General features: G+C 45.0%; 18 protein-coding genes and 5 tRNA genes. 12 read left to right on the top strand and 11 right to left on the bottom strand.

Annotation, left to right across the window (positions count from 1 at the left end):
• The first annotated feature begins 21 nt into the window (after positions 1-21).
• From lhgO to glaH, 3 genes are all read left to right on the top strand, one after another.
• Complete coding sequence (gene lhgO / locus ACKA06_RS19845) at positions 22-1,236, top strand: L-2-hydroxyglutarate oxidase (RefSeq protein ID WP_411160468.1); 1,215 nt, start codon at positions 22-24, stop codon at positions 1,234-1,236.
• Positions 1,237-1,266: 30 nt separating this feature from the next.
• The gene (locus tag ACKA06_RS19850) at positions 1,267-1,614 is read left to right on the top strand and encodes a DUF3870 domain-containing protein (protein ID WP_411160469.1); all 348 of its coding nucleotides are present in this window, start codon (positions 1,267-1,269) and stop codon (positions 1,612-1,614) included.
• Between the two features lie 273 nt (positions 1,615-1,887).
• Positions 1,888-2,823 (top strand): glutarate dioxygenase GlaH, encoded by a 936-nt coding sequence (glaH, locus tag ACKA06_RS19855; RefSeq protein WP_411160470.1) that lies wholly within the window; start codon positions 1,888-1,890, stop codon positions 2,821-2,823.
• A gap of 17 nt (positions 2,824-2,840) precedes the next feature.
• Here the strand turns inward: glaH and ACKA06_RS19860 are convergent, their stop codons facing one another.
• The 6 genes from ACKA06_RS19860 to ACKA06_RS19885 all read right to left on the bottom strand — a co-directional run bounded on the left by ACKA06_RS19860 (position 2,841) and on the right by ACKA06_RS19885 (position 5,052).
• The gene (locus ACKA06_RS19860) at positions 2,841-4,073 is read right to left on the bottom strand and encodes an ATP-binding protein (RefSeq protein ID WP_411160471.1); all 1,233 of its coding nucleotides are present in this window, start codon (positions 4,071-4,073) and stop codon (positions 2,841-2,843) included.
• A gap of 279 nt (positions 4,074-4,352) precedes the next feature.
• A tRNA-Gly gene (locus tag ACKA06_RS19865) sits at positions 4,353-4,426 on the bottom strand.
• Between the two features lie 16 nt (positions 4,427-4,442).
• A tRNA-Trp gene (locus tag ACKA06_RS19870) sits at positions 4,443-4,516 on the bottom strand.
• Positions 4,517-4,669: 153 nt separating this feature from the next.
• Positions 4,670-4,750 (bottom strand) — tRNA-Tyr (locus tag ACKA06_RS19875).
• 23 nt (positions 4,751-4,773) lie between these two features.
• Positions 4,774-4,866: transfer RNA gene (locus tag ACKA06_RS19880), tRNA-Ser, on the bottom strand.
• Positions 4,867-4,976: 110 nt separating this feature from the next.
• Positions 4,977-5,052: transfer RNA gene (locus ACKA06_RS19885), tRNA-Val, on the bottom strand.
• Between the two features lie 217 nt (positions 5,053-5,269).
• Here ACKA06_RS19885 and ACKA06_RS19890 point away from each other — a divergent pair.
• Entirely contained in the window at positions 5,270-5,707 is a 438-nt protein-coding gene (locus ACKA06_RS19890; RefSeq protein ID WP_411160472.1) for a hypothetical protein, read from the top strand.
• Positions 5,708-5,821: 114 nt separating this feature from the next.
• On the opposite strand, the gene ACKA06_RS19895 is transcribed toward ACKA06_RS19890, so the two are convergent.
• Positions 5,822-6,586 (bottom strand): transposase, encoded by a 765-nt coding sequence (locus tag ACKA06_RS19895; protein WP_411160473.1) that lies wholly within the window; start codon positions 6,584-6,586, stop codon positions 5,822-5,824.
• Positions 6,587-6,959: 373 nt separating this feature from the next.
• Here ACKA06_RS19895 and ACKA06_RS19900 point away from each other — a divergent pair, with 373 nt between their 5' ends.
• The 3 genes from ACKA06_RS19900 to ACKA06_RS19910 all read left to right on the top strand — a co-directional run bounded on the left by ACKA06_RS19900 (position 6,960) and on the right by ACKA06_RS19910 (position 9,017).
• Entirely contained in the window at positions 6,960-7,856 is an 897-nt protein-coding gene (locus ACKA06_RS19900) for a helix-turn-helix domain-containing protein (protein WP_411160474.1), read from the top strand.
• Positions 7,857-7,871: 15 nt separating this feature from the next.
• Entirely contained in the window at positions 7,872-8,003 is a 132-nt protein-coding gene (locus ACKA06_RS19905; protein WP_411160475.1) for a hypothetical protein, read from the top strand.
• Between the two features lie 117 nt (positions 8,004-8,120).
• The gene (locus ACKA06_RS19910) at positions 8,121-9,017 is read left to right on the top strand and encodes a helix-turn-helix domain-containing protein (RefSeq protein ID WP_411160476.1); all 897 of its coding nucleotides are present in this window, start codon (positions 8,121-8,123) and stop codon (positions 9,015-9,017) included.
• A 46-nt stretch (positions 9,018-9,063) separates the two neighbouring features.
• Here ACKA06_RS19910 and ACKA06_RS19915 read toward each other — a convergent pair whose 3' ends face one another.
• On the bottom strand, positions 9,064-10,167 hold the full coding sequence (locus ACKA06_RS19915) for a plasmid pRiA4b ORF-3 family protein (protein WP_411160477.1): 1,104 nt from the start codon (positions 10,165-10,167) through the stop codon (positions 9,064-9,066).
• A gap of 252 nt (positions 10,168-10,419) precedes the next feature.
• Here ACKA06_RS19915 and ACKA06_RS19920 point away from each other — a divergent pair, with 252 nt between their 5' ends.
• Complete coding sequence (locus ACKA06_RS19920; protein WP_411160478.1) at positions 10,420-11,247, top strand: nuclease-related domain-containing protein; 828 nt, start codon at positions 10,420-10,422, stop codon at positions 11,245-11,247.
• A 174-nt stretch (positions 11,248-11,421) separates the two neighbouring features.
• The gene (locus ACKA06_RS19925; RefSeq protein WP_411160479.1) at positions 11,422-11,742 is read left to right on the top strand and encodes a hypothetical protein; all 321 of its coding nucleotides are present in this window, start codon (positions 11,422-11,424) and stop codon (positions 11,740-11,742) included.
• 51 nt (positions 11,743-11,793) lie between these two features.
• Here ACKA06_RS19925 and ACKA06_RS19930 read toward each other — a convergent pair whose 3' ends face one another.
• Positions 11,794-12,108 (bottom strand): outer membrane protein assembly factor BamD, encoded by a 315-nt coding sequence (locus tag ACKA06_RS19930; RefSeq protein WP_411160480.1) that lies wholly within the window; start codon positions 12,106-12,108, stop codon positions 11,794-11,796.
• A gap of 155 nt (positions 12,109-12,263) precedes the next feature.
• Positions 12,264-13,343: a DnaD domain-containing protein gene (locus ACKA06_RS19935; protein ID WP_411160481.1), complete on the bottom strand. Its 1,080-nt coding sequence runs from the start codon at positions 13,341-13,343 to the stop codon at positions 12,264-12,266.
• Positions 13,344-14,093: 750 nt separating this feature from the next.
• Here ACKA06_RS19935 and ACKA06_RS19940 point away from each other — a divergent pair.
• Complete coding sequence (locus ACKA06_RS19940; RefSeq protein ID WP_411160482.1) at positions 14,094-15,059, top strand: glycosyltransferase family 4 protein; 966 nt, start codon at positions 14,094-14,096, stop codon at positions 15,057-15,059.
• A 346-nt stretch (positions 15,060-15,405) separates the two neighbouring features.
• On the opposite strand, the gene dhaK is transcribed toward ACKA06_RS19940, so the two are convergent.
• The gene (gene dhaK / locus ACKA06_RS19945) at positions 15,406-17,157 is read right to left on the bottom strand and encodes a dihydroxyacetone kinase subunit DhaK (protein WP_411160483.1); all 1,752 of its coding nucleotides are present in this window, start codon (positions 17,155-17,157) and stop codon (positions 15,406-15,408) included.
• Positions 17,158-17,378: 221 nt separating this feature from the next.
• Here dhaK and ACKA06_RS19950 point away from each other — a divergent pair, with 221 nt between their 5' ends.
• Complete coding sequence (locus ACKA06_RS19950) at positions 17,379-18,452, top strand: tetratricopeptide repeat protein (RefSeq protein ID WP_411160484.1); 1,074 nt, start codon at positions 17,379-17,381, stop codon at positions 18,450-18,452.
• A 10-nt stretch (positions 18,453-18,462) separates the two neighbouring features.
• On the top strand, positions 18,463-19,335 hold the full coding sequence (locus ACKA06_RS19955) for a hypothetical protein (protein ID WP_411160485.1): 873 nt from the start codon (positions 18,463-18,465) through the stop codon (positions 19,333-19,335).
• Positions 19,336-19,421 lie beyond the last annotated feature (86 nt).

Consider the following 19,421-nt stretch of genomic DNA (forward strand, 5'->3'; position numbering starts at 1 on the left):
CATTGGGAGGGAGCAGACTCTATGTATGATTTTATCATCGTCGGAGGAGGGATCGTCGGACTGTCGGTCGGGATGGCTCTTTTTGAACAATATGAAGGCGCAAAGGTCCTCCTTATTGAAAAAGAGGAAGAGCTTGCCCTTCACCAGACCGGCCATAACAGCGGCGTGATTCATTCCGGCATCTATTATAAACCAGGAAGCTACAAAGCCCGGTTTGCCCGGGAAGGCAGCAAATCAATGAAAGATTTTTGCCAAGAGCATAAAATCGAGCATGATATATGCGGAAAAGTGATTGTCGCGACCAAAAAAGAGGAGCTTCCTTTACTGAATAATCTCTATAAACGCAGCATTGAGAACAGCCTGGACACGACCTTGATCGGTGAAGATGAACTGAAGGAAATCGAACCCCACGTCAAGGGACTCGGAGCCATCAAGGTCCCTGCTGCCGGAATCGTGAACTATAAGCAGGTTAGCGAGAAGTTCGCTGAAATCATTAAACGCCACAGCGGGGAAATCATGCTCGGCACGAAGGTTCAGAAGGTGACGGAACATAACGATGAGGTAGTGGTCGAAACAGATAAAGGCGACTTCAGGACCCACCTCGTCATCAACTGTGCAGGCCTTCACAGCGACCGGGTCGCAAAGGCTTCAGGCTACGAGACGGATATGAAAATCGTGCCGTTCCGAGGAGAATACTACAAGTTGAAGCCGGAAAAGAGATATCTGGTAAAAAACCTGATCTATCCCGTGCCAAATCCCGATTTTCCGTTCCTCGGCGTTCATTTTACAAGGATGATCGGCGGCGAAGTCGATGCAGGGCCGAACGCCGTCTTGAGCTTCAAACGCGAAGGCTACCACAAGACCGATTTTTCCATGAAGGATTTCGCCGAAGTGATGGGCTACAGCGGGTTCTGGAAGCTTGCCGGCCGGTATATGAAAGAAGGCCTCCATGAAATGACCCGCTCCTTCAGCAAGGCCCGGTTCGTCGCAAGCCTTCAAGAACTTATCCCGGAGATCAAAGAGGATGACCTCGTCCCTGCTCCGGCCGGGGTGCGTGCCCAAGCGCTGAAATCAGATGGGAATCTAGTCGATGACTTTCATATTGTCATCGGAAAGAAAAGCATTCATGTATGCAACGCCCCTTCCCCCGCCGCCACCGCTTCGATTGAAATCGGCAAGGAAGTGGTCAGGAGGATAGCGGCTCAGGAACATTTGACGGAGGCAATCATTTCATAGAGTTTATCACTCATAAAGGAGTTTTGCGCCATGGTTCCATCCAATATCGTGTTCATCGCCGGGCACGCCCGCCTGCCCCAGGGCATGGCAGCAAAGAATGTTTACGACACTTTGACGATCACAGCAGAAATCGAACGAAAATACGGAGTCATTCTGGAAGCTTCCTGTACACTCGCAACGGAACATGGGAGCGACTTTATCGGCCGTTTACTTAGGGGGATCAGCTTGGCGGACGGGGTGGAGGAAGCAACTTCCCTCCTGCAGGCACAGTACAGAGGCAAAGCGATCAACGCCCTGACCGCGGCCGTGAAGGATCTGCAGCTGCAATTTCAAAGTTTAAAAGAGGACGATTCTCATAATGTCAGAATTTTTAAATAAATAATTGACTTATCTCTCTTTTACCAGTATGATTAGATCATCGAGTAAATCAGTATCCACCTTTTGAAAACTTCAGCCCTTTCAAAACCGTGAGTACGATCAGCTCATTCCTTAATTAAGGTAAGATCCAATCAATAACTATAAACTGTCCATTTACCGCGACTCTATTTCCGTAGAGCATACAGGTAAATACGAGCCAGTTATATTACGGGAGATATCCCTGTAATATAACTGGCTTTTTGTTTTCCCTACTAAAATTCAGGAGGAATAACCATGAGTATGCTAAAATCCAAAAAAGAATCGAAGTTTATCAGAAAGACAGATACGTACGAAGTGAATTTCCATCCACAAAGCAGCCGGATGTTCCAAGTCGACCTTGCCCCTGCCGTGATCAGCGAATTCCTGTCACTGACAAGGGAGATTTCCGTACAGCAGCTCGAATACATCCCTTACATGCGTCATATTGCGGCCGACCACTTGAACACCCTGACAAACAACTCCCTGCAGCAGGTCCTATCGGATATTCTTCACGACCGTGAAACCGGCGGCTACACGATCGGTTTACAGGGACAGACGGAAGATCCCGATGATTACGTGAAGTTCTCAACCGCCATCACCCACCTGGTCGGAAGCCCTAACTTCGATGCGATGTCCGGAAAATACTACGCCCGCTTCACCGTCAATCACATCGACAACAGCGATTCTTACCTGCGCCAGCCATACAGACTCTTCACCCTGCACACCGACGGGACGTTCGTAGATGAACCGACCGACTGGCTGCTGATGATGAAGATGAAAGAGGAGAATGCCGTCGGAGGGGAATCCCGCTTGCTTCACCTTGACGACTGGAATGAGCTCGACAGATTCTCGAATAACCCGCTCGCTTCCCATAAGTTCACGTACAAGGCGCCGGCAAGTAAAAATGTCAGCCAGGAAGTACAAAGAGCCACGTTCTTCCTCGACAACAACAAGCCTTGCATCTGCTTCATCGATCAGTTCGTATATCCGGAAAAAATCGATGAAGCGAAGTACCTGAAAGAACTCTCTCATTCTATGGAAAACGATCCTAGCCTGATCGAACTGAAACTCCCAGTAGGCGACCTCGTCGTCCTGAACAACCTCTTCTGGCTCCATGGCCGTGCGGCGTTTGAGAAGAATCCAGAGCTGAACCGGGAGCTGTTGAGGCAGAGGGGGCAGTTTTCTAAATAATTGTGAAGGCCCGTCCCTCACTGCTTTTCAGCGGTGAAGGACGGGCCTTTCTCTGTGTTCAAGGGAAATGTAACGTGAGCTGTAGTTCCTTCTCCTTGAGAACTTTCAAAACGGATCTTCCCATTATATTTTTCTACAATATTGAAGCAGATCATTAATCCGAGACCTGTGCCCTTGCTTTTCAATGAATAGAAAGGTGTCCCCAGGGCATCCACTTCGTCCCTTGTCATTCCCCTTCCCTCATCGATTACAAGGATTTTCACTTCATTTTTTTGTTTTTTCACCTTTACGGAAATAACCCCATTAGGAGGAGAGGCTTCGATTGCGTTTTTGATAAGGTTGATAAAAAGCTGCTTCAACTCAATCGGATTGGCCTTCACCATGCATCCTTCCTCCACCTTCAGTTCAATGCTTGTACTGCTGCGCAGCCCGTAACTCACCAATAATTCCGTGACATCATGTAAAATGATGTCCATCTCTACAGAAGATGCCATCTTCTCCTCATCGGGTTTGGCTATGGATAGGAATTGAGAAATAACATGTTCAGCTGAATGAAGCTCGTCAATCATCAAGGAAAAATTCCGCTTGTAGCTCTGATTCAAGTCAGGATTCTCCTGATAATACTGTAAAAAACCCTTCACCACAGTGAGCGGATTCCTGATTTCATGAGCAACCGCTGCCGCCATCTGCCCTGTCGTCTTCAACCGTTCAGCTTGCTGAACCTGCTCATAGTACATTCGCTGCTTTTGAATCCTGACACTCGACAGATGAAACACATAAAAAAGGATGATTTGCGTCGCAAGGAAGTTCACTATATTCCCGGTCATATCAGTGTATACGTACGAATAGGCTTTCCCCTGATCAAAAATGGATATATAAGTGAAAGTGAATCCTATCAATACTGTATTAGTGATTAATGAAAAATAAAAAAGAGTGCGATCAAAAAATAAAATGGACAACGCAGGTACAAAGCATAACAACACAAAGCCGGACCACGTTTCTGGATACAAATAAAACAAGCCGTATAGATAAGCAGTCGATGCAAACACCGTTATATACCTCATAAACGCATTCTCATACCGTGGATACAGTAACAGGCATAGTGAAACCACCAAGACCATGAATGCATGTATGATATAACGAAAATTTATTGTATTATTAACTACTACACCCATCACCATCAATAAGATGATGGCAGCTATAATAAAATAATAATTCCTTTTGTATAACCTCTGTTGTAATTCCTTCATCATCCACTTCCCCTGCTGGAGTCCACCATTAACTCCCAAACTATTACATTCATAGTAACTATCTTACAAAAATGGGGATTAGTCAATGGTGAGCGGAGTGGATTGGTGGCGGGGTGGTGGTGGGTCGGGGGGACAGGTACCGTGGCTCTAATAACAAACTTTTCACTTCTTAACAGCGTTTAATATATACAAATCAGAATGAATCTAAAAACACAAAAAGCCAATTCTTCTACTTCCTCGCATTAGAGGCAGCACAAGAACTGGCTTTTAATTACTTAGTGGAGCGGGTGATGGGAATCGAACCCACGACATCAGCTTGGAAGGCTGAGGTTTTACCATTAAACTACACCCGCTTATAAATTTGTAAATTGGCAGGGGCAGTAGGAATCGAACCCACACCAAAGGTTTTGGAGACCTTCGTTCTACCGTTAAACTATGCCCCTGTGATGTAAGTGTGCATTTTACGCAGTTCGCTCTGAGCGTATGCTCCGCTTCCGATGTGCAAAGGTTAAGGATGCTTCTTTTCACTCCGCTGTCGCTCCGTAAATTTTAAGTAAGCTTCTTTTACTCCGCAAACGCTTCGTAAAAAAGCTATATGGAGGGGGGCAGATTCGAACTGCCGAACCCGAAGGAGCGGATTTACAGTCCGCCGCGTTTAGCCACTTCGCTACCCCTCCATGATTATGAGAAAAAATAAATATGGCGGAGGAAGAGGGATTCGAACCCCCGCGGGCTTTAACACCCCTGTCGGTTTTCAAGACCGATCCCTTCAGCCGGACTTGGGTATTCCTCCGTATGATTGGCTGCTAACTAAACAAATAAGCACCTTATTGTAACTGCCTATATAAAGCTAGGCTTAGCTTTTACTTAGTGATGCTCCGCTGTCGCTTCGTAAAAAATCCATGGTGGAGGATGACGGGATCGAACCGCCGACCCTCTGCTTGTAAGGCAGATGCTCTCCCAGCTGAGCTAATCCTCCGTAAATTCTTTCGTTATTGGTGACGACCTTTATTAATCTATCAATTCTTTATAGAGTTGTCAAGTCTTTGTGGTAATTTAAGAATCTGTGGTGTGGGTCGGGGAGACAGGTTCCTTGCCCCACTTTTTCCTTTCAATTCCGATGGGTCACCGTACCTGTCCCCCGGCTCAATTATGATAAAATAGACTACCAATCTTGTTTAAAGGGTGTGGCATGCTTGATGGAGATTATTCCTTATATTTCGGTGAGCAGTTTGAAATTACATATGACTTCTAAGGAGATTTCAGTACAATTAAAGGAAGAGCCTAAACGTTTCAGGAAACATGATGAAGAGATGCGCTCAGATCATTACGTAAAAGCCGGGATTCTGGTTTATTACAGGACAGATGGAAGATGTGATTCCATCGAGTTGACAGACGACAAGGATCCAGTAATAGATGGGATTCACTTTATGAAGTTGCCTGCTAAAAAGGCAAAAAAGTTATTACTTGAGTTAGATGAAGAAATGATTGACCTTGAGGATATGGCCATTTCGAGAAAGTTAGGAATCAGTTTATATATCCCCTACAACAAAGTAGAAACTGTCATGATTTTTGAAAGAGGCTACTATGATGAAATGCTGAAATTGCTGGAAGAAATGGATGCGGAGATTTAAGAGGTGGAGCTTCGGGTGTGGGTCGGAGGGACAGGTACGCTGACCCATTTCCATAATCTTTTTTAGATGGGTCGAGGTACCTGTCCCCTCGACCCATCCACCACCCCCCTCCCATCACTTTACTCTCTGAACGACGCTTCGCGATATCCCCGTAACCCGGGCTATTTGGCGGGCGGATATCCCTTCTATTTGTTTAAGCTGCCCAAGGATTGCATTTCGCTGTTCTTTCTCCATTTTTTGCAGCATGCTGGTACTTGCTATGCCGGTTGCTCTGATGCACGCAAGAACTTCCTGGTCCGTTTTTTGTACGCTCCTCGTTTCTTCGAGGAATTGCTCCTGGTCGTTTGTCTGGTACATATATTCTTTAAATAATCGTAGAGCGTTGGATTTGTCTTTTGAAAATAGTTGCAGGACACCGGAGGTACTGAGGAGACTATTATTATGAAGGTATTCATGGATACTGGTCCATTCGCTGAAGAAAACGTCTGTGACGATACCTGCTTTTAAAGGGTTTTGGTGAATGTAGCGGAGTACTCTGAGGAAGGTTGAAGCGTTTTCGACTGTTTCACTTTTGAATCTTTCTTGAAATAAATGTCCGCACCGTTCGTATTTAGTGTTGTACCAGTAAACGTAGCTGGCACTGATTCTCTTGATTATTTCTGACACGGGGAACTCGTTCTCCTTTAATAAAAGGTGGACATGGTTATCCATCAAACAATAACCGTAGATTTCGAAATTCATTTCCTCCTTGTATTTCAATAACGTTTTAAGAAATCGCCGTTTATCTTCATCGTCTTCGAAAATGGTCTGCTTATTTATTCCTCTCAACATAACATGATACACACCGCTCCGGCTTTTTTCCCGGGCTTGTCTTGTCATCGGATCACCTCTTAATTTTTATTTGACCGTATTGGTCGGGGGTGGGTCGGGGGGACAGGTACAATGGCCCACACGCACAATCATAGAAGTAAATAGAAGGAGATAGATTTGCAACGCCTCCGCATTTCCAATCCCTACCATTATACCATGAGCAAAAGATTCAATGGCGATCATTTCATCTTATTTCCTGACTTAAGATATATCCCTTTCCCAGGAGTTGGCCACCGTACCTGGCTCCCTTCCAAAAGAGTGGGTCACCGTACCTGTCCCCCTGACCCAAAGTTGACCCAACGCACGCCTCCCCCCTATTGCCCACGAAATGGCCCGTTTCTGATAAACTAAAATAAGATATGACGCTGTAAGGAGATTAAATATGGATTATTCAGCTATCGGGAAGAAGGTAAGGGAACTAAGGAAGGCAGTCGGGCTCACTCAGGGAGAGCTGGCCGAAGGGATCTGCACGCAGGCGCTTGTCAGCAGGATTGAAAAGGGTGACATTTATCCCAGTGCCACTGCTTTGTATCAAATCTCGGTGAAGTTAGGTGTCGATGTGAATTATTTCTTTGAAATCGGCACCACTCCGAGGCTCGATTATGTTTTAGAAGTGGAAAAACAGCTGAAACGCCTTAGGGTGAACTTTAAATTTGATGAAATCAGGGAACTTGTAAAAGTGGAAGAAAAGAATCCCCTCTTTTATAAAGATAATGAAAAATTACAGTTACTATACTGGTATAAGGGCATTTATGCTTTTGAAGTGGAGAAAGATCAGGGAGCAGCCTTTGCTATATTGGATGAGGCTTATAACCTGACCGCAAACCAGAAAAAAGCTATGACAGAAAGGGAAATGGAGATCCTATTGTGCATAGGCACATTCCATTCTTCCTTGCATGAACATGCAAAAGCCATGGACTACTATACTCAAATCGAATCAGCACTGAAAGCGACTGAACAATTACATGATAAAACAATCAAGCCACGCTTGTTCTATAATATTTCGAGGGTGCTGACACGCATCGGCAGTTACAATGAATCAACCGGCTATTGCAGGAAGGCCCTCAATTGGTGCATCCAGGAAGAGCTTCTCTGGGGAATCGGGGAGCTGAACTATCAAATTGGATATAACTTTGAACTTGTGAATGACTTAGAAAAAGCACTCCCTTACTTTAAACGTGCCCTTCATATGTTCGAGCTTCGTCAAAGTGAAAAGAATTTCGTGTTCCTCCAAAAGAAGATTTCGCATATTAATAATGAACTAGAAATGAACCCTTAAAGAGGAGGCTGGACTGTGGACAAAAAAAGTGATCTGGCTGAAGAGATCAAGAAGAAAGACGCCGAATTCGACAAACTGATGGATGAGTATGATAAAGATATTCAAAAATTAAAGGATAGCATATTGGAGAATCAGGAAAAACAATGAAGATTTTTAAAAATCATTTCATTGTCGGCCGATAATGGCTTCTTCTGAACTTTTACTGGAGGCGGGTCACGGTACCTGTCCCTCCGACCCAATATTTTAAAAGGAGGGGGCGAAACCATGAATTACTCCCTTATAGGCAAGAAAATGAAAGAATTGAGGAAAGTAGTCGGACTTACACAGGGGGATTTGGCGGAAGGGATTTGTACGCAGGCACTTATCAGCAGGATGGAAAAAGGAGATATCTACCCGAGTGCCGCTGCTTTGTATCAAATTGCCTTGAAGCTTGGGGTGGACGTCAATTATTTCTTTGAAATCGGAACGAATCCGCGGCTGGATTATATCATGGAAGTGGAAAAGCAGTTCAAGATCCTTCGCGACGATAGAAAATTTGAAGAGATGATCGACCTGGTCAAGGCAGAGGAAAAGAACCCCCTTTTCTATAAAGATAAAGACAAGCTGCAGCTCCTTTATTGGCATAAAGGGATCTATACATATGAAGTCAGGAAAGACCCGGATCAGGCACTGTCGCTGCTGCACCAGGCATACAGTATGACATCCCACGAGAAAAAAGCCATGTCCGAAAGGGAAATGCAGATCCTTTCAAGCATTGGCACGATCCATAACTCACTTCATCACCATGAATCTGCCCTGGACTATTATCAGCGGGTGGAGACAGCCATGAAAACGACCGGACAACTTCAAAATAAATCGATCAAAACCCGCCTATATTACAACAAGGCCCGGATCCTGACCCGGCTTGGAAGATATGAAGAGTCCACATCCTATTGCCGGAAAGGGCTTAAGTGGTGCTTTGATGAAGAAAGCCTGTGGGGTATCGGGGAACTTCATTATCAGATCGGCTACAACTATGAACTCCAAGATGACCTAGAAAAAGCCCTAACTTATTTTCAAAAAGCCCTGAATATGTTCGACCTCAAGAACGATGAGGTTTATACATCATTTATCAAAAACAAAATTGAAGAGATAGTGGGTCGGGAGGGACAGGTACGGTGACCCATTTCTAGAGGTAAAGTGGGTCGCGGAACCTGTCCCCCCTGGCTCACCCCCGCTTCAATTTCCGATTGATTTCCTTAATATCAAAGTCCCCATACCCCTGCATTCTACCCCAGTCTTTCATGTACTGGTAATCAGGATGGGAAGGATCGTTTATGATCGCAAGGAAATTTTCGTATCCTGTTTCACCGCCGACATCTTCGGGAGGGGCGCTTCCTTCGCCGTCGTTGCAGACCGGGTAGTTGAATCGATATTCGTCAATGATGCGCTCCACCTCAATGACATGACGCCAATCATCTCCAAGATCATAGGTGTAAATGATTTGAGACGGCAGATAATCCTTTACCCTTAGACCGGTTTCCATTTGCATCGGAATATCCCTTTCACTGGAGAGGACGGATTCCTCGCAGACTAGGTGAAGGCTTGGACGGTCTTTCGGCAAGTTGCCATCCTCCCTTTTATCATAGATGTCGAAGTTATGGAGATGTAAGCCATGCCATGAAAAAGCTGTCTTAAGGACTTCATGCAGCTTTGGAAACGTACTATTTGCAGGTACGGTGAGCCTCCTCCAGACAGAGTGTTGCCCTAGCTCCAGCGTGACTTTTAACACCAGTGCCTCCGTCTCAAAAATAGGACGACCCGCAAACTCCTCAAGATCCATATACATCTCTTCATTAGGGTGTATATACTTGTTCTTCCCGTCCCCGACCAACAGGGAGCTGATCCATTTGCTCATCGCCACTTGGACAATCTCATCCGGATCCCAGAATTTATCACCGAAATGAACCATTTCACAAGCCTTATTCAACCGTGACACCAGCTTCCGGTCCTTCGTTTTTGTATAAGTGAAAGCAGTTGAGGCCTGCAAATAGTCATCGATGATCTCATCCTTGATGGCTTCATCCCGAAATACTTCCCTAATAGCTCTCTCAATCAACCCATTGATGTTCTTCTTTTCCTTCGCTTTCAGCCCATATAGGATGATTGCGTAACGATTCATATCATTAACAAATACAAAAAACTTGTGCCTTCCAATCTTCAAATAGTTGGCGTGCCATGAAAACAGCGGATTCTCCTCTTCATCACTCTCTACAGAAACCGGAACGACCTTCAACTCATCAAGAAGCTTCTTAGTACATCGGATCAACATGCAAACACTCCTTTAAAGCATAGTAGTTGAGTTGATTGTACCATAAGTGCGGCGGGATGGACGTAAGCTGGTTGAGCGTGGGGCGGGATGGGGCGGGTGGGTCGGGGGGACAGGTACGGTGGCTCACTCCACAAAGTGGGTCACCGTACCTGTCCCCTCGACCTGACCCAACCTCGCCCAATTCCTAAACCTTCTCCCCCGCCAACCGATACTACTATACAGAACGACTACATCGAGTCGAAGGAGACCACAATGCTATTATTTCTGCAATTTCTCAAAAAGAAAAAACAAGACTCCAACCCAAAAGAAAAACAGAAAAAAGCTCCCAGTCCCACAAAACCAGCTGAAGAAATCGCAGCCAGAAAAGGTGAACTCGGAGAATACAAGATTGATATTCAACTGGATCAACTTCCAAAGGATTGCCTCTATTTAAGCGATCTTCTCATTCAAAACCCCAAGGCTAAATCGGGATATTCACAAATTGACCATGTTGTCTTGACTCCATATGGGATTTTTTCGATCGAAACGAAAAATTATCAGGGGACAATCTATGGCGGCAAGGAGCGGAAAACGTGGCTGATCAACGGAAAGTTCAAGATGATGAATCCTTTCATTCAAAACTACGGACATATCGAAGCACTGAAAACCCTGATCGATAAAAAATTCCACACCTATTTTATCTCCATCGTCTCCTTTACAAAAAGGTGTATGTTCAAGGTCGACATGGACTACAGAAAAATAGCATCTAATGAACTGATAGTCTATGATATAGAGCTGTCAGAATTCATTCATAGGAAGGTTTCCGTCTTGAAACTTCAACACAAAGAACCTCTGCTGGATGCGACTGACATCTCTGGTATCTACCAAACTATTACTAGAGCAAACATCACCGATCCAAAAACCAGAGAGGAACACAAAATCAGCCTAATTACCATTCCAACAAAAAAAGAAGAAACCAACCCCGACGTTGTCTGTGAAATGTGCAGCAAGCCTGTTTCAGCAAAAGTTCAGGACTATTGCCTGTCAAACAAGCGGTTCGGCGGGAAGATTTATTGTTATGAGCATCAGAAGAATAGGTGACACTGAAGCCACCGTACCTGACCCGTTGTTCCACTAAGACACGGGGGCAGGTACGCTGACCCGTTGGTTTTCGGGTCGCGAAACCTGTCCTCTCGACCCTTCCCCGCGGCCCACTCCGCTTCCTATATGCTATAATTCAAATAGGAAATAGTTACTAAAGTAGAGGTGATTAAATTGTCTACGTCAAGAATATTAAAATGGACGACCGGTGCCTGCGAAGCTGTATTGGGAGTTCCTATTTTGGGAGCAGCCATTGTCCTTGGGTATCTATGGGCTCCACTCGGCATCATGCTCATTTTACATATCATTACCCTTATCTTTACTCTGAAGGATGGCGGATCGCCGATCGGAAGCATACTCGGCATCATAACTTCCTGCATTGCCTGGATCCCCTTCGTAGGTATGACCATGCACATCATTACCGCCATCCTCCTCATGATCAACGCAGCAAAACCAGACCGCACCACCCTCGAAAACAAACAGTATTATGCGTGAAGTTCCAAGGCCCGTCCTTTAGCTCGATAAAGGACGGGCCTTAAACATGCATTACAGTACCGTATAAATAAATCCAAGCGCGGTCTTCTCAGTCCTGATCCAGTCATTCTTCACCAGCCGTTTGATGGATCGCTGAATCCGGGACAGGGAATATTCCTCTTTTTTATTTCCCTCATAATACTTCAAGCTTTTCTGCAGCTCTCGGATCGATGCCTGGTACTGTCCCTTCTCTAAGTAAAAATCTCCCTCATTCCCCGCCTCTTCCCTCGACATCAAGCGGATCCATAAATAAATCCTCACATCCTCCTCGTGACGAAAAATAGATTCTTCCACTAAATTACGGTCAGACGTTATCATTTGCTTCATTTTCTTCTCCCCCTTCACCCTTTATATACAAGCAGGCGATTCAATATGACACCGTCATCAAAATATTTTTGTTTCATCCCTGTTTTACATTGGAATCAGACCACCAGCCATGTTCTTTCGAGGAGATGAAAAATCCTATCGAAACATCATCCCTATCAAGCCTGCACTGAAACACATGCTCCCCGCTCCCGATAGACCGCAAGCTCCGCCATCAGCTTAGCCTTCTCCGCTTCAAACTCCTCATCATGTCTTTGACCGACCTGCACATCTTCACACTGCTCCCCAGTAAACCAATCCGGCAGCTTCTCCGTCCGGACCGGCTTCCTCTTCTGCCCCTGACCTTTACCTTTGCCCGCAACCTTCTGCTTCATAAAATCAGATTCTTTCTCTTCAGCGTCTTTCACATCCTTCACACCCGATAACTCCCACTTCTTCAAAATCGCCTCCACATAACTCCAATACTGCTTCCTCTGATCGACAGCCTTCTTCATCGCTTCCACCACAAGACTCCCTGACAGCTTCTCACACCAAGCCTGGACTTTTTCCTGCAAATAAGACCCAATCTGTCCAAATCCATTTTCCTTAAAAAATGTCACCGCACAATCACGCGCGCTTTGTTGTTGATTGTTTTTAATTTCTGAAGAACTCTCTGAAGAACTCTCTGAAGATCTCTCTGAAGATCTCTCTGTATACGTCCCCTCTCCCGCCGGAGGTGCCCCTTCTTCCTGTTGGGACACGTCATCCTCTGAAGCATTGGTGCTGGTACGCTCCAACGTATCATCAGTGCAAATGGAAACCAATTCACTCATAGGGCATTTTCCGCTCATGACCTTATTCACGTTCCCTGCCACAGGCTGTACATACATTACATTGCTCAACACAACGCTAGACGTCGTGATCGTCCTGAACTCCCTGATCAGCAAATGATTGTTAACCAGGAAATCGACCGCTTCCTTCACCTGTCTCTTCGTAAACCCGTATGTATCGGCAAATGCCTGGTAACTCTTCTGTAGCATATCCCCCTTGAACTTCGTCCGTGTTCCAATTACATCTCCGCTCTCATCCCGCACCAATGTAGGACGATACCAATACAAAATATCCGCCAGAAGCGTAATCGCCACAAAGTGTGCCTTCCCGCTGGCAAACGTGATGTTCTTGTACCATAAATGAGGAACCAGATTCCCCTCGATCTTCATTTCCCCTACCTGATCCACTACCGTACAACCTGACTTCATAAAAAAATTCCACCCTTCTATATGTATTCACTTACTAGATATAGAGAAAGGAGGAAAAAGGACACCAAGATATGAAATTTTTTGAGCCAGGGGGACAGGTACGGTGGCTCATTCTGTTAATTTATTTAATTAAACGTTTGTTTCAATGGATGGATGGCTCTAAAACGTGGTTTTAGAAATTTAATTAAACGTTTGTTTAAAAACGGACAGGTTGCTGGAATTGGAAAATTATATGGAAATGAAACAAATTTCAACCAAGATACGTATAAACTATAAACCAAAACGCACTTTCGATTAGAGAGGAAGAAGTGAACGTTATGAAAAAATGCCGAGAGAGAATGAGGGAGAAAAGAAAAAATCGAAATCATGGAGAACGCTATTCCATTGTAGATTTGATGCTTGAGCTTCTAATCTGGATCCCCGAAGTATTATTCTTCCCCTTCCGGATCCTATTTTGGCTGATGAGAGGAATAGGCAAAATAATCGGTGATATATGGTGGTGAGCCATGGGGACAGGTCCTGTGACCCAATCTCTAAATTGAGCCACCGTTCCTGTCCCCCCGACCCACTTTTTTCTTTTGAACTATGACTCTCCCCCCTCCCCCTCATAACCTACACACATAAAAGTTATTAAAAGGTATTTTTTACATAATGTAGAAATATATTATTTTTTGTAATATACTGTATGAAACTATTGAACAGAATTTAAAGTCTAATAGATGTACTAATTTTTCTAAGGAGAACCTATAAATGATCACATTAGCTCTGACCATCGTCCTGCTGACTTCGTTCATTACTTATATGGGGGTTAAATTCATTATCCCTTTCGCCATTAAAATTAACTTTGTCGATAATCCCAATAAAAGAAAAGTACATAAAAAGCCCCTGCCAATGCTGGCTGGAGCTGTGTTCTCTGTCATCACTCTCATTGGAATTCTGGTATTATATTGGATGGATTTTTTAACTGGAAGCTTAGCCGCCGCGTTATTAGCTGCGGTCACAATGCTTAGCACAATCGGCTTCATAGACGACTACTATAAGACAAGGTCTAAGGAGTTTTCTCCATTCCCAAGATTGCTTGTTCAAATCGCCGCCGCATTTCTGATTGTTCAATTCGGAGACTATGTATCACAGATCGACATTCCTGTATTGGGATACATGGAGCTTTCGCCGATTCTTGGGAAACTGTTCACCATGGTGTGGATCATCTTTATTATTAATATAATCAATTTCATGGACGGCCTGGACGGTTTGGCTGGCGGAATGGCCGGGATTTTCTCGTTCACCTTCCTGATCACTTCCATACTGATGGATCAGCCGGTTTCAGCTCTTCTTTCAGCTCTCATGCTGGGGGTTGCAATCGGATATCTCCCTCATAACTTTTTCCCGGCAAAAATCATCATGGGAGATACGGGATCCACTTTATTCGGTTTCATGATAGGCGCAATTTCCATTATCGGGGCTATGAAGACCATCACGGTCATTACGATCAACATCCCTTTGTTGATACTGGCTATTCCAATTTTAGATACTCTTTTTGTTTTCTTAAAAAGAATCAGGCAAGGAAGATCTATCTTCCACGCAGACAAACTGCACCTGCACCACAGGCTGCTAAGCTACGGCCTCTCACAAGTCCAAGCAGTCATGCTTATCTATCTACTATGTATCAGCACCAGCGCTTCAGCTATATTCATCTTGCTGTCTATCAATTTTTAATTTCGGAAAGCACGGGGAAGAGGATCTGGAATACAACCAGTCATACTGTTCCCCGTGTTTTTTCTATTTCTATTAATCTTACCATCAAATCCTGAATTCTATCCGAGTGATCCGTTCAATAAAATGGAATGACTCAAAGAAGCTTAATCCTAGATAAATTCAAAAAGAGCTATAGAAGGATGTTTGTTCATGAAGTGAGCCAGGGGGACAGGTTCCATGACCCAACACCAAAATTGAGCCACCGACTACACGGACCAGGTCCCTTGGTGAAATTGAGCCAACGTACCTGTCCCCCCGACCCACATAAAAAAGAAGCACGAGACCTAACCCGTGCTCCTACTCATCATCATTTCAAACTATAGGCAATCTCCGTAAAAATAACTCCCAGAGCATAAGCCCCCGCATCCGGGTGTCCGAGACTCCGGTCTCCGACAGTTCCCGCACGTCCCATCCGCGCAACGATATCCTTCGTCTTTTCTGCACCCGAGACGGCGGCTTCGGCTCCTTTTACGAAAGCTGTCTTAAAGTCGCTTCCTGCTTCAGCACTTTCCGTCCAGGCATCCGCACACGGCACAAGTGCATCCACCAGGGTCTTGTCCCCGACTTCCGCGCCTCTTCCAAATGAACGCTCACCTGTACGCTGGATGCCCTCGACTGCATCTTGAAGCATGGCCGCAAAGTCAGAAACGGTCATCGTTGATTGATTGCCGACTGATTTACCTGCAGCGCGGAATGCCGAGCCCCATATCGGGCCGGAAGCTCCTCCGCAATACTCCATGATTACAATGGAGCATGCATCCAGAAAGCTTCCGATCGTCAGATTATCCCGCTCAAGAATCGAGTGCCATTCACGTTTCAGCTGTCTGAACCCCTTGGCGACACTCATTCCGAAATCGCCGTCACCCGCATGGGAATCCAGTTCACAGAACGGGACTTCATTCTCGATGATGACTTCACTCATCTTATCCACCATGTAAATCATGTTTTCTAACGTTACTTCACCGTTCTTGATCTCTGCATACTCTGCCGGTGTCTCCACCTCAAACGAAACTGGTCTTTTCTCTTCAACTTCAACCGCACGCGTGTACTCCACCGCTGGAACCGGCCCGTCCACCCTGAACGCAGGTGCCTGAGATTCCTTGGACAACAGCGTTCTCAGTTCATCATCCAGTTTCATCACAGTCAAGGAAAGCCCGTCCATGTCGATGCTCGTCATATAATTGCCTGCAAATGAACGGTTGATGCGAATCCCTTTTTCAGATAAAATTCTTGCCACCGCATTGTTGTATAAGTAAAGTTCCTGCAGAGGCGTCCCGCCAAAGCCGTTCACCAGCACAGCCACTTCGGAAGACTCGTCCACCTTCAAATCTTTAAGCACGTCATCGACCATCCGCTCCGCCAGTTCATCTGCGGTCGCCATCTTGCCCCGCTTGATGCCAGGCTCACCATGGATTCCGACTCCATATTCAATCTCGTCATCACCCAATTCGAAAGTAGGCGACCCACTCGCCGGAACAGTACACGAAGTCAGGGCGATACCGATACTCCGCACGTTTGCCGCTGCTTTTTCAGCTACGGCTTTAACCTCATTCAGCCCCCTGCCTTCTTCCGCAGCCGCCCCTGCGATCTTATGTACGAGCACGGTTCCGGCAACACCTCGGCGTCCGACTGTATATAGGCTGTCCTCAACCGCGATGTCATCATCGACCTTCACATAATCAACAGGAATGCCATCCTCTTTAGCCATATGGGCGGCATTCTTGAAGTTCATGATATCACCGCTGTAATTCTTGATGATCAGCAGGGTTCCTATTTCATTCGCCGTTGCTTTGATCGCCTGGTAAACCTGAATCTGGGACGGTGAAGCAAATACGTCTCCGCATACTGCCGCGTCGAGCATCCCTTTTCCGACGAGCCCCGCATGTGCCGGCTCATGACCGCTGCCGCCTCCGCTGATCAAAGTCACTTTGTTTTCATCCAATTCCTTTTTCTTCATGATTTTATACTTTTCCAGAAATTCCAGTTCCGGGTGGGCAATCGCCATCCCTTTGCACATTTCCGTGACCAGCGTATCCGGTTCGTTGATAATTTTTTTCATATGAACGTCCTCCTCTGGTTTGGTTTGAATACTGCAGTTTTTAGTTTTCAAATATAAAAGTAAAAATGTTTTCACTGTCATGTTAAAGTGAATAAGTTTCAATGTAAAAGGATTATACCTGAGGCAGCAGAAACGGTCCCAAAATATTCTTTTGCCGTGCACTTTTCTACCTTTCCATATGGTAAAATATTCATTATTAACTAGTAAATAAGGTGAATCCAATGACCGTATTATCATCTCATGAAGTAATTGAAGATTTCATTCAATTCGCTTCCACCCTGCCTAACCGTAAACTGCGAAAATATGAAACTGCTTTGGCTCAGTATGCATCCAACAAATTAACCAAACATGAGTGTGCGATTTTATCAGACTGGTTGAAAAGAAGTGCAGAACGAAATGAAGACCGCAATGATGTAGAGAATCCTGTTTTGTTCTCCGTATTTTTTGTTTTATGTATATATGCCCGAAGAATGAAAAATCACTCTACCCATAAAGATTTGATCAGGGATTACGGAGAATTATTTGAAGGGGAACTTCTTTATCCCCATATTGTGTCATTGTTTCACAAACAATATGATACGCCTGAGGATATGGAACTGGCGATTCATTATAGCAGGAAAGCGGTAGAAAACCTTCCTAGTCAAGTGGGGGTTCTTCACTGCTATGTAGAAGCTGTTGTTACCGCCGAAGAACGCGGATTGGAAATCGAACAAGAAGTCGTTGAGGATGCCAGGGAAAAGATGGATCAGATTATCAGACTGGATTATCAATATCCCAAATTCCATTGTACAAAAGGAAGATTGCTTGCGATATTAAAACAATACCGGGAAGCCAAAACAGCCATCCACAAGGCCATCGACAAGGAAGACTCTTCTAGCACGGACTACGCCATCCGGCTGAATGAATACCAGGCTCATCTCAGCAGAATTGAAGCAGCTGAATCATCTTCATTGATTTTAGCGGAATTAGACAGAACAAGAACTGAATTAGAAGAATCAAAGCGTGAATTAAAAATTTCAATGGATAAGATGCAAAAGGATAACCTGCAATCCCTTGCTTTCTTTGTAGCCATCATCAGCTTGACAATAGGCTCATTCAATTTAATCGGAAACAAGCCTTTTCTCGATTCTGCCTTCCTGATTATGATTCTGACAGGCTGCATCCTTGTAGGATACCTTTGCCTCGGGATGCTCCTGCAGCAAAAGAAATTTCCATGGAAGCACCAGACATTCATTCTCTTAATAGGACTGCTTCTAATCGCTGGTCCGCTATACTTTCACTACTTATCTCGTTAGGAGTGACTACATGAACTACACCGTTAAATATGTATACAAACAAGGTTCAAATAAAAACAATGAAGATGCTTATGCCATAAACGAAAATCACGGCCTGTTTGCCGTGATTGACGGCGCAACAGGTTTGGGCGGATTACCGGGAGACGTAGCGTCCAGGATTGTTAAAGAAACATTCGAAAGCAGTCCTTCAAGCCCCCTCTTATCCTTAGTTGAAGAGGCAAACCATCACCTCAATAAAGAAACTCAGCAATTAACGGGGACAGAACTCGGAGCAATCCCTAAATACAAAAGAAGCACCTGCGGATTATCCGTAATTCAAATCAGTAACAACGAAACCATCCGATTCATTTCTGCCGGAGACTGCATGCTTTTCATTGAGCATCTTGACCATACAATCAGGCAAATGACCTTTGATCATTTAGACCGGCTGGATGCTCAATCCATCGCCGCCTTCCACCAGCTACTGACAGAAAAAGAATCTAAATTGGAGCAGTCCTTGAACTCACTGCCTTCGCCTGAACTTCAACAGGTGCTGAGCGATTGCCGGGAAAGCATATCCCAGCTGTTAAAAAAGAACCGGAACAAACTCAACACAATTGGCGGCTACGGGGTTATCGACGGAAGTCCCGAAGCCCTGCGCTTCCTGGAATCCGGCAGCATTCCCCTCATGAACGTAAAAAGCATATTATTACTGACAGACGGTCTGAAAATGAACAAAACCGAGAATGGCTGGGAAGAAAGCGCACAATTCGCCTTCACCCACGGCGTCCAGGCCCTATTGGACGAAATACACACAGCCGAACAACAAGACCCGGCATGCATCACCTACCCGCGCCTAAAAAAACACGACGATAAAACAGGAATACTAATACAACTAGATTAAACTGGGTCAGGGGGACAGGTAGGGACCACTGAAAAAGTCGCTTTCTAAAACCCTTCTGTTCATCCGTTTTCCCGTTTTAATCAATT

The organism is Rossellomorea oryzaecorticis (assembly GCF_045897515.1).
Lineage (GTDB): Bacteria > Bacillota > Bacilli > Bacillales > Bacillaceae_B > Rossellomorea > Rossellomorea enclensis.

Bases quoted from the DNA above. Each gene is read 5' to 3' on its own strand.
- ACKA06_RS19850 (WP_411160469.1), top strand. From the start codon at position 1,267: ATGGTTCCATCCAATATCGTGTTCATCGCCGGGCACGCCCGCCTGCCC.
- lhgO (WP_411160468.1), top strand. From the start codon at position 22: ATGTATGATTTTATCATCGTCGGAGGAGGGATCGTCGGACTGTCGGTC.
- ACKA06_RS19920 (WP_411160478.1), top strand. From the start codon at position 10,420: ATGCTATTATTTCTGCAATTTCTCAAAAAGAAAAAACAAGACTCCAAC.
- ACKA06_RS19900 (WP_411160474.1), top strand. From the start codon at position 6,960: ATGGATTATTCAGCTATCGGGAAGAAGGTAAGGGAACTAAGGAAGGCA.
- ACKA06_RS19860 (WP_411160471.1), bottom strand. From the start codon at position 4,073: ATGAAGGAATTACAACAGAGGTTATACAAAAGGAATTATTATTTTATT.
- ACKA06_RS19915 (WP_411160477.1), bottom strand. From the start codon at position 10,167: ATGTTGATCCGATGTACTAAGAAGCTTCTTGATGAGTTGAAGGTCGTT.
- glaH (WP_411160470.1), top strand. From the start codon at position 1,888: ATGAGTATGCTAAAATCCAAAAAAGAATCGAAGTTTATCAGAAAGACA.
- ACKA06_RS19895 (WP_411160473.1), bottom strand. From the start codon at position 6,586: ATGACAAGACAAGCCCGGGAAAAAAGCCGGAGCGGTGTGTATCATGTT.
- ACKA06_RS19930 (WP_411160480.1), bottom strand. From the start codon at position 12,108: ATGAAGCAAATGATAACGTCTGACCGTAATTTAGTGGAAGAATCTATT.
- ACKA06_RS19935 (WP_411160481.1), bottom strand. From the start codon at position 13,343: ATGAAGTCAGGTTGTACGGTAGTGGATCAGGTAGGGGAAATGAAGATC.
- ACKA06_RS19910 (WP_411160476.1), top strand. From the start codon at position 8,121: ATGAATTACTCCCTTATAGGCAAGAAAATGAAAGAATTGAGGAAAGTA.
- ACKA06_RS19940 (WP_411160482.1), top strand. From the start codon at position 14,094: ATGATCACATTAGCTCTGACCATCGTCCTGCTGACTTCGTTCATTACT.
- ACKA06_RS19955 (WP_411160485.1), top strand. From the start codon at position 18,463: ATGAACTACACCGTTAAATATGTATACAAACAAGGTTCAAATAAAAAC.
- ACKA06_RS19950 (WP_411160484.1), top strand. From the start codon at position 17,379: ATGACCGTATTATCATCTCATGAAGTAATTGAAGATTTCATTCAATTC.
- dhaK (WP_411160483.1), bottom strand. From the start codon at position 17,157: ATGAAAAAAATTATCAACGAACCGGATACGCTGGTCACGGAAATGTGC.